Origin of the sequence: Westiellopsis prolifica IICB1 (assembly GCF_004323185.1) — a bacterium.
GTDB lineage: Bacteria > Cyanobacteriota > Cyanobacteriia > Cyanobacteriales > Nostocaceae > Pelatocladus > Pelatocladus prolificus_A.
In genome coordinates this window covers 1,102,177-1,111,740 of the sequence record NZ_NAPS01000001.1, presented here as the reverse complement: position 1 = coordinate 1,111,740, position 9,564 = coordinate 1,102,177, and the positions used below count along the sequence as shown (strand labels likewise).

At 43.0% G+C, this 9,564-nt stretch carries 8 protein-coding genes and 1 pseudogene; 2 read left to right on the top strand and 7 right to left on the bottom strand.

Annotation, left to right across the window (positions count from 1 at the left end; translation table 11 throughout):
- Positions 1-131 precede the first annotated feature (131 nt).
- Together B4U84_RS04780 and B4U84_RS04775 are read right to left on the bottom strand one after the other, a co-directional pair.
- On the bottom strand, positions 132-1,193 hold the full coding sequence (locus B4U84_RS04780) for a fatty acid desaturase (protein WP_131115829.1): 1,062 nt from the start codon (positions 1,191-1,193) through the stop codon (positions 132-134).
- Between the two features lie 257 nt (positions 1,194-1,450).
- Positions 1,451-2,263, bottom strand: a complete 813-nt coding sequence (locus B4U84_RS04775; protein ID WP_017309511.1) for an acyl-CoA desaturase — start codon at positions 2,261-2,263, stop codon at positions 1,451-1,453.
- An 84-nt stretch (positions 2,264-2,347) separates the two neighbouring features.
- Between B4U84_RS04775 and B4U84_RS04770 the strand changes: the two genes are divergently transcribed.
- Positions 2,348-3,580 carry a methionine gamma-lyase family protein gene (locus tag B4U84_RS04770; protein ID WP_131115827.1) on the top strand — a complete coding sequence of 411 codons (1,233 nt, stop codon included), beginning with the start codon at positions 2,348-2,350 and terminating at the stop codon, positions 3,578-3,580.
- Here B4U84_RS04770 and B4U84_RS30355 read toward each other — a convergent pair.
- From B4U84_RS30355 to B4U84_RS32075, 4 genes and pseudogenes are all read right to left on the bottom strand, one after another.
- Positions 3,569-3,808: a hypothetical protein gene (locus B4U84_RS30355; RefSeq protein WP_165490246.1), complete on the bottom strand. Its 240-nt coding sequence runs from the start codon at positions 3,806-3,808 to the stop codon at positions 3,569-3,571. The genes B4U84_RS04770 and B4U84_RS30355 overlap by 12 nt on opposite strands.
- A complete protein-coding gene (locus B4U84_RS31890; protein WP_278248290.1) occupies positions 3,809-3,934 on the bottom strand; it encodes a hypothetical protein in 126 nt (41 codons plus the stop codon). It abuts the gene before it with no gap.
- A gap of 164 nt (positions 3,935-4,098) precedes the next feature.
- Positions 4,099-4,251 (bottom strand): hypothetical protein, encoded by a 153-nt coding sequence (locus tag B4U84_RS30350; RefSeq protein ID WP_155950626.1) that lies wholly within the window; start codon positions 4,249-4,251, stop codon positions 4,099-4,101.
- Positions 4,247-4,366, bottom strand: a pseudogene (locus B4U84_RS32075) (AAA-like domain-containing protein); the annotation flags it as partial. The gene B4U84_RS30350 and the pseudogene B4U84_RS32075, both read right to left, overlap by 5 nt.
- Positions 4,367-4,856: 490 nt before the next feature.
- Between B4U84_RS32075 and ptsP the strand changes: the two are divergent.
- Positions 4,857-7,478 (top strand): phosphoenolpyruvate--protein phosphotransferase, encoded by a 2,622-nt coding sequence (gene ptsP / locus B4U84_RS04755; protein ID WP_131115825.1) that lies wholly within the window; start codon positions 4,857-4,859, stop codon positions 7,476-7,478.
- On the opposite strand, the gene B4U84_RS04750 is transcribed toward ptsP, so the two are convergent.
- Positions 7,413-8,804, bottom strand: coding sequence for an aminopeptidase P family protein (locus B4U84_RS04750; protein ID WP_131115823.1), 1,392 nt, complete (start codon positions 8,802-8,804; stop codon positions 7,413-7,415). The two genes, ptsP and B4U84_RS04750, sit on opposite strands and share 66 nt — an antisense overlap.
- Positions 8,805-9,564: the final 760 nt, after the last annotated feature.

Below are 9,564 nucleotides of genomic sequence, written 5' to 3'. Positions count from 1 at the left end.
CCCCATGCCCCATGCCCCCATGCCCCTTATACCATTTCACGTTAATAACGATACATATGAATCTTGTAGAGACGTAGCAATGCTACGTCTCTACACACCTGTATTTGTATCAAGATTTTTGTGAAATGGTATTACATCCTTACATTCTTAGCTTGGTGGTAATCCTGGATAGATAAATATCCACTCTCTGGATTATAAAGATGACACTGGTCTGTTATCTGTTTGATTAAAGACACAGAGAATTGGCATTTACTCAGGTAATTTCCCCAATTTTCTTCTAGGCTACGATGAGCTAACCGTAAATTATAAGAAGGAATTGCTGTAGATATGTGGTGGGGAACGTGGACGTTGATATCATGGCAGAGAAATTCGATCCAACGAGGATAATCGCAGTGAACGGTACCAGATAGCTGTGCTATGGCGGCGTTCCATTTTGTTGCTTCTACAAAAGGAATGTATGGAGCAGTATGGTGAACCAAGGTGAAGGTACTCATCCAAAAATGGAAAACTAACCAAGGGATAAACCAAAATTTGATAAATCCCCAAATACCGAGATTAACAATGATCAAAGGGAAAGCGATCGCTGCAAACAGCACTACTACACCAATAGATAGCTTGACTTTTGATTGATCTTTAGCACGAAATTTCGTCAAATTAAAGTGCAGTTTTACCCAATGTAGGATTGAACCGATCCACCATAAGCGGTTCTGCATGAAACCCTCAAAACCCCACTGTAATAAATTTCCCCAGCTTTCATATACATGTGGTCTGATTGGATGCCAAGCATTGTCTTCTTCTAGCTTATTGGTATGAACATGATGATAATTATGCTTTATTCGCCAACTGTGAAACGGATAAACTAACGGCATCATCATCAAATGTCCCACTAAATCGTTTACCCAACGGCGTTTAGCAAACGAACGATGACCACAATCATGAGCTATAACAAAAAAACCTGTCAAAGCAGTGCCGGTAAAAATCCAGACGAAAGGTAAGAGAAACCAAGGAGCAATTGTTAGGCAGAAATAGCCCAAGCCAACCATCAATACATTGATCACAAGTCTTGTCCAAGCTTTGCGCCGATTCTGCAAGAAACATTCTCGTGGCAGGCTTTTAATAATATCTTTCAGCTTGAAGTCAGCTTGGTTAATGCTATCTGATGGCTTGAGGGTGTTGATTGTTGATGTTGTCATGAATTAGTAAATACCAAATAACCTCACATTTAAGTGACTCAAAAATGAACTTGCTGTGAAGTTTTGTAACATTAGCGTTCTGGATTATATCAAGCTAAGGTGTCTCAATGCACACCTGTTCCAACTATTTTTCTGGATTTCAAATTTTGAAATCCCCACCCATTCTTAGGCTATAGGCCTAAAAATGAGTGGGGGTAAAAAATCGCACACAGCGTTAGTTATATTATCAATAATTGATGACTTTAATCATCTGATGACTATTTATCTGCTAACTTGACATTCGTCGCTAGGCCAAGTGTTTGTAGCAGTTTGACTGTCATCCAAGTTATGTCAACTTCCCACCATTGCAGCCCGTGACGAGCCGAATACTGAAAAGCATGGTGGTTATTGTGCCAACCTTCACCGTAAGTTAATAAGGCAACCCACCAACAATTTGTTGAGCGATCGCCTGATTCATAAGTACGATAACCAAATTTATGGGTAGCACTATTGACAAACCAAGTGCAGTGCCATACAAAAACTAGGCGAACAAAAACTCCCCAGATCACGAAAGACCAGCCACCCAGCAAAAACAGTACTACACCTAGAGCTACTTGGAGCCAAATTAAATTGTTTTGGAAAAACTGATACACTGGGTCATCGCCAATATCTTTCGTAAAGCGAGGTACTTCTGGCTGAAGTGGTGAATGAAAGAACATCCAACCCATGTGACTCCACCAGAAGCCTTTGTTGGAATCATGGGGATCTAACTCCTTATCTGAGTACAAATGATGCATTCGATGCATACCGACCCATTCTATTGGGCCTCCTTCACAGGAAAGGGTGCCGCACAAAACAAGGAAGTATTCTAGCCACTTAGGAGTTTGAAAACTACGGTGGGTGACGAGACGGTGATAGCCCAGAGTAATACCTAAGCCACCTGTTACCCAATGGAGAAACAAGCACACAGCTACTGCTTTCCAGCTAAAGAAAGCGGGAAACAGAGCAAGCAACGCAGCAGCGTGCACAACAGTCAAGAATGTAATGTGTACTAAATGGCTTCGGGATTTTGTTGATGTAGCAATTGTCATGCAGTAACCTGAATAGGAATTGTTCAGCCTAGTCTGCGCGATCCTTAAATCCGCATATTATGTTTTTTTGTGAATGAGGAACTAATGAACAGCTTAGAACAGCTGCGGCAAGCAGAACAGGCACTGTTACAGATTTTTTCTGGAATTGACGCTCAGGTCAAGAGAAACCTTTACAGAGTGTTAAGTGCTTTTCGTCATCATCGAGTCGGCGCTCACCATTTTGCGGGTGTCACAGGATACGGTCATGATGACTTAGGGCGAGAAACTTTAGACAAGGTGTTTGCCGAAGTTATGGGCGCAGAGGCGGCTATTGTGCGAGTTCAGTTTGTATCTGGTACTCACGCGATCGCTTGTGCCTTATTTGGTGTCCTCCGTCCTGGTGATGAAATACTCTCGGTGGCTGGCGCTCCTTACGACACATTAGAAGAAGTGATAGGTTTACGGGGTCATGGTCAAGGCTCCCTTATAGAGTTTGGCATTCGCTATCGCCAATTGGATCTTACCCCAGAAGGAACAGTGGATTGGCAAGCTTTAAGCCGAGCGGTGGAGGATGGAACTAGTTTAGTCCTAATTCAGCGCTCTTGTGGCTACTCTTGGCGTCCTAGCCTGTCAATTGCTGATATTGAAAAAATTATTAATTTAGTCAAGCAGCAAAATCCTAACACCATTTGTTTTGTTGATAATTGCTACGGCGAATTTATCGAACTCAGTGAACCTACGCATGTCGGTGCTGATTTAATGGCGGGTTCCTTGATCAAAAACCCTGGTGGAACTATTGTCACCGCCGGTGGTTATGTCGCTGGTCGTGCTGATTTGGTAGAAGCGGCTGCCTGTCGTTTAACTGCCCCTGGTATCGGTAGTTACGGCGGTGCGACCTTTGATCAAAATCGTCTGCTCTTCCAAGGCTTATTTCTTGCACCCCAGATGGTAGGAGAAGCCATTAAAGGTACGCACTTGACAGGTTATGTTTTTGACAAGCTAGGTTATCCAGTTAATCCCGCACCCCTTGCACCTCGCCGCGATGTGATCCAAGCAATTAAACTCGGTTCTGCCGAGAAGCTAATTGCATTTTGTAAGGCAATACAACAAAATTCACCCATCGGTTCTTATCTAGACCCCATTCCTGATCAAATGCCAGGTTACGAAAGCAAAGTCGTCATGGCTGGCGGGACATTTATTGAGGGTAGCACATTAGAGTTCTCGGCTGACGGGCCATTACGAGAACCGTATGTAGTGTATTGCCAAGGCGGCACACATTGGACTCATGTGGCGATCGCTCTCGAAGCCGCAATTGAGGCGATAGGATCAGCAAACTAAGTCAATAATCACCTTAATCTCATCGACGAGGCTCAAACACTCATCGACGAGTCTCAAACACTCGACGACGGAGATCAAATACTCGACGACGAGTCTCAAACACTCGACGACGGAGATCAAATATCGACGACGAGTCTCAAACACTCGACGACGAGTCTCAAACACTCGACGACGGAGATCAAATACTCGACGACGGAGATCAAATACTCGACGACGAGTCTCAAACACTCATCGACGAGGCTTAAATACTCGATGACGAGGCTCAAACACTCGACGACGAGGCTCAAACACTCGACGACGAGGCTCAAACACTCGACGACGAGGCTCAAACACTCGACGACGAGTATCAAACACTCGGCGACGAGGCTCAAATACTCGTTGACCGATAATTCCTTGATAGTACAGAGCAAGCAGTTATCTGTGGGGTCAATCCAAAATCCAAAATCTAAAATCCAAAATCGGTTGACGAGTATCAAACACTCATTCACCAAACCTCAATCCCACCTTTCCCCATCCTTTCATCGGCACGCCTCATTCGACACATCAGGATGGCTAGCAAAATAATCTCTCAGCCAATCGCACCCCCGCGCCAGTAGTTGATCTATACCTTCAACCGGACGCAACTGCACAGTATTATCTACAACAACCGCTATTAACTTACCATCGTACATAACAAAACTCCCCCGCTTGCAAAGCTTCGTAGAGTTCAGCGTCAGCTTTACGGGTGACATAGGTTGGCGCATCTTCGGGAAGACTACCTCCAACTTGATACTGATACAGCGTCATAGAAGCAAGGGTGTGAATGAAAAGTATTTTTCTTGGTGTCTTGGTGGTGAAAAAGATCATCTTTGAATCACAAAGACACAAAGACACAAAGAATTTAGAACAATGGAACTGAGTAAATTCGTTTACTCTGACCTGACTTAATAGAGAATAATACTTTTTTCGCTAATTAAGTCAGCACAAATGTAGAGACGTGCCATGGCTCGTCTCTACTCGTTGGGGTCGTTATTTGTCATTAGACGCGATTCATCGCGTCTGTACAACAGTCATTGGCATGTTTACTTTTCGTAACTCAGTTATGTTTATTCTCACCGAGTTACTTAAACTCATCATTATTTATTATTCATTTGTATTCACGAATGACCAATGACCATTGACCATTGACCATTGACACCCAATAGATTACGGTTTGCTGAAAATTTACCCAAAAATTTGAGTTACCCCCCATAATGAGGTTGAAGAAAGCAATCCGCAATTAATTAACGGTGTCTCCGTGATTGGAATTGTTATTGTTTCTCACAGTAAACAGCTAGCAGAAGGCGTGCGAGAACTGGCGGTACAGATGGTTCAAGACCATGTTCCCATCGCCGTTGCAGCAGGAATTGACGATCCCGCCAATCCTTTAGGTACGGATGCGATAAAGGTTTATGAGGCGATCGCATCTGTATATAGTGATGATGGTGTGTTGGTACTGATGGATCTCGGTAGCGCCTTGATGAGTGCAGAAATGGCGTTAGAGTTCCTTCCCAGCGAACAACAACAGCAAGTACACTTGTGTGCAGCCCCTCTAGTTGAAGGTGCGATCGCCGCAGTAGTTGCAGCCGCAGCTGGTAATAACATGCAACAGGTAATCGCAGAAGCACAGGGAGCATTAGTAGCAAAAGCAACTCAGTTAGGTTTGGATGATAGTCATGAGTCATTGGTCATTCGTGAAGAACCAATGATTAATGACATGGCACACACAAACGAAATTAGGCTGACTGTGAGCAATAGGTTTGGATTACACGCCCGCCCCGCAGCCCAATTTGTCGGGTGTGCCGCCCGATTTCAATCCCAAATTAAAGTTAAAAATGCTACTAAATCTAGCGAATTTGTCCGCGCTGACAGTATCAACCAAGTAGCAATGTTAGGAGTCCGCCAAGGAGACGAAATTGTCATCACCGCTACTGGTATTGACGCAGAAGCAGCACTAGCCGCATTACAAACACTATTCACCACCAATTTTGGCGAAGATAATACCCCCCACAGTCCCAGAGGCGATGAATCGCGTCTCTACATTACTCCCCCCACCCCTCATACCCCTAGACGCGATGAATCGCGTCTCTACATGACTCCCGACACACCCAGACGCGATTCATCGCGTCTCTACATTACCTCCCTCCAAGGTATTCCCGCTTCTGGTGGAGTGGCGATCGCACCTTGTTTTCGCTATCGAAAAACCCCCATAAGCTGGAATCAAACAACTTCTCTCGAAGAAGTCCAGCATTATCACGTAGATAATCCTAATAATGAGTGGCAAAGATTACGAACAGCTTTGCACACTGCCCAACAAGAAATTCAAACTTTGCTGTCACACTCGTCAATTCAAATTGGTGATGCGGAAGCTGCTATTTTTGATGCCCATTTATTATTTTTAGAAGATCCAACTTTGCTAGAAACGGCACAGCAACGTATTTTGAGCCAGCATCTCAATGCGGAAGCTGTTTGGCAAGGAGTGATTAATGAGGTAGCAAATAACTATCGCCATCTTGATGATCCCTATTTACAAGAACGCATTGCTGATGTGGTTGATGTGGGACAGCGAGTATTACGGGTATTATCGGGAACTCCGATGACGATTGTGGATGTATCCCAACCAGGGATTTTAGTTGCGGCGGATCTGACTCCCTCAGATACAGCTAGCTTAGATCCGACAAGAGTTTTGGGTATTTGTATCACAGCTGGTAGCGCCACATCTCACACAGCTATCCTGGCTCGTTCTTTGGGTATTCCAGCAATTGTTGGTTTACCACCAGAAATATTACAACTAACCGATGGTACACAGTTAGCTATTGATGGGGAGATGGGTAGAGTTTGGGTAGAGCCAGAACCAGAAACTCTGGTAGCACTTCAAGCAAAGCAAGCTGCACAACACGCAACCCAGCAACAAATAAGAAGTATTACCCATCAGCCTTGCATGACTCGCGATCGCCACCGAATTAATGTGTTCGCTAATGTCAGTAGTGTAAATGATACACAACAAGCTGTGAATTTTGGTGCAGAAGGTGTTGGACTACTGCGGACGGAGTTTCTTTATCTCAATCGTGCAACTGCTCCCACTGAAGAACAGCAACTAGAAGTTTATCAGGCGATCGCTCAAATTTTAGATCATCGTCCTTTAATTATCCGTACCCTCGATGTTGGTGGAGACAAGTCAATTCCTTATTTAGGTGTGGGTGTAGAAACTAATCCTTTTTTAGGTTGGCGGGGAATTCGTTTTTGTTTGGATCGTCCCCAAGTTTTGAAAACCCAACTAAGGGCTATTTTACGGGCTAGCCTGCACCATCAAATCAAAATCATGTTTCCCATGATTGCGACTGTCACCGAAATCCAAGCAGCAAAAGCAATACTAGCGCAAGTGCAAGCAGAACTACGTCAAGTTGGTATTGGTTTTGATGAAGATATGGAAATAGGGATCATGGTAGAAGTCCCATCAGCAGTCACTATTGCCGATCAGTTAGCCAGGGAAGTAGACTTTTTCAGTATTGGTACTAATGATCTGAGTCAATATATCATGGCAGCAGACCGCACCAATCCCAAAGTGGCAAATTTAACCGATGCTTTACACCCAGCAGTATTACGAATGATCCAACAAACCGTTGAAGCTGGACATGCTGCTGATATCTGGGTGGGATTGTGTGGTGAAATCGCCGCCGATCCCCTCGCAGCACCAATATTATTAGGTTTGGGACTAGATGAAGTGAGTCTCAATCCCCAAGCAATTCCTGGATTGAAAAGTGCGATCGCTCAATTAACAATACCAAAAGCACAGGCGATCGTCACAGCAGCATTACAACAAGATTCTGCCGCTAAAGTCAGAGAAATAGTCAACATCAGTTGGCAAAGCCTCTGTTAGTACTTCCCTGCCATTTTTTGTAACTAAAACATCATCTTCAATGCGGATGCCACGTACATCAGAAAACAGAGATAAACGTTCCCAATTAACCGTGTATTGGTATGTAGAACGTACTTCTGGATTATTTATAATCGCTGGGACTTGATAAAAACCAGGTTCAATTGTTACTAACATACCTACTTGCAAAGGACGATTTAAACGTAGATAGCTTAAACCAAAGCGATCGCTCCTTTCTCGTCCTGGTTCATATCCGGCTAAATCTCCCAAGTCTTCCATATCATGGACATCCAAACCCAGCAAATGACCAATACCGTGAGGAAAAAATAAAGAATGAGCATTCCTTTCTACCAGATTTTCGGCATCTCCTCGCAAAATGCCTAAATCCACCAAACCCTGAGCTATTACATTACAAGCCAACAAATGAAGATCTCGGTACTCTACACCAGGACGCACCTGGGCAATACAAGCGTCATGAGCTGCCAATACTACATCATATATATCTCTTTGGGTAGATGAAAATTTTCCACTCACAGGCCAAGTACGAGTAACATCACTTGCCCAACCCATTTCTGTTTCAGCACCAACATCAGCAAGCAATAAATCACCTGGTTGTAGAGAGTGGTGATACTGTTCGCTATGCAAAACCTCACCGTGAACAGTCACAATACTGTGGTAAGCAGTAGTCATATTCTGGGCAATAATGACTTTTTCCATCGCTGCACGTACTTCTGCTTCAATTTTGGCACTCGGTGTTGCGGCCATACCTGCTTTATGTGCCTCAACGGTGACAGCAGCAGCTTTTCGCAATTCGGCTAGCGCTTGTTGATCGTGTGTCAGGCGTAACTCGATAATCGCTTGGGCTAACTCTAAATCAATGCCTTGCAGCTGATGTTGTGGTAGAATCCACCTGTTTAATAGTTGTGACTGTTGTGTCCAAGTGGCTGGATCTTGGACAGGAATTGTTGCCACTCCTTCTAAATATGACTCTAATTCTGACATCGGATGGGCAACATCTGCCCCGATTTGAGTGGCCATATCTTCCCGATTGGTCATTTCACCATGCCAGAGGGCGCTACCAGGTGCGGGATCATCTATGAATAGTTCCAGCTTACCAGCTTCAAGGCGAATAGCAGCATTCACAAGTGGTAATCCTGCAAAGTAAAGGAAATGACTGCTAGCCCGGAAAGGAAAAACATTGGCTGGATAATTGCGGGAAATACTAGTTCCTGACCAGAGAATAACTGGAAAATCAATATGAGTAGCTAATTTTTGTCTGCGTTGGCGTAGAGTCTCAATCAGGGAATTACAGGTTTGATGGATGAACATGGCGAAGTAAAAATGAGGATAAGGGATTCTAAATATTTGATCAAAAAATATTTGGAATAAAGGTCAATACGCTTGGTGATAAGACTTAAACTAGTCTGCTTAAGCAGACTTGAACTATAAGACTGCGATTTCAATCGCAGGCTTTATACTTTGCAATTCGCAATCTTTCTAAATAAAACTTTAAATATATGATTTAACTTAGTAAATCTATTGTGATGATTGTAGCTAAGGTAAAAGCGATCGCTCGTATTTTCAAAACGCTGAAATTCTCATCAAACAGCTAGTTAGATTAATTTGAGAGCAACTTGAGAGCAATAAGTTTAACTTTGATCCCTTAACATCCAAAATTCAGGGATCAGGAAATATCAATTTGTTTGATCTTGATAACACATAAATGTAAGTACTCACTATTTTATTAAAGAGTGTGAAATTATACTCAAGTTTTTGATAAAGATTTTAATCTAAAGTAAGCAAACTCAAGCGTTTTTTTCATGATCACAGACTGAACTACACGATAAAATTAATACTGTATAGATAATAAAGATGACTAACATCAAAAAATTATCTCTCTGGTCGTAAGTATATATACTTTTATGTAGTAATATAAAATAATAGATAACAAAATAACTTTTAGTAAAGCTTGACTACATTCTACAAAGCTACAGAGAAATAGTCAGGTAAGTATTTGTTGAGCTGGAAGGAAACCACATCCGGTTAACAGAAAGCAAATTCTTATTTTAGATGAAGAGGTAAATAAGGG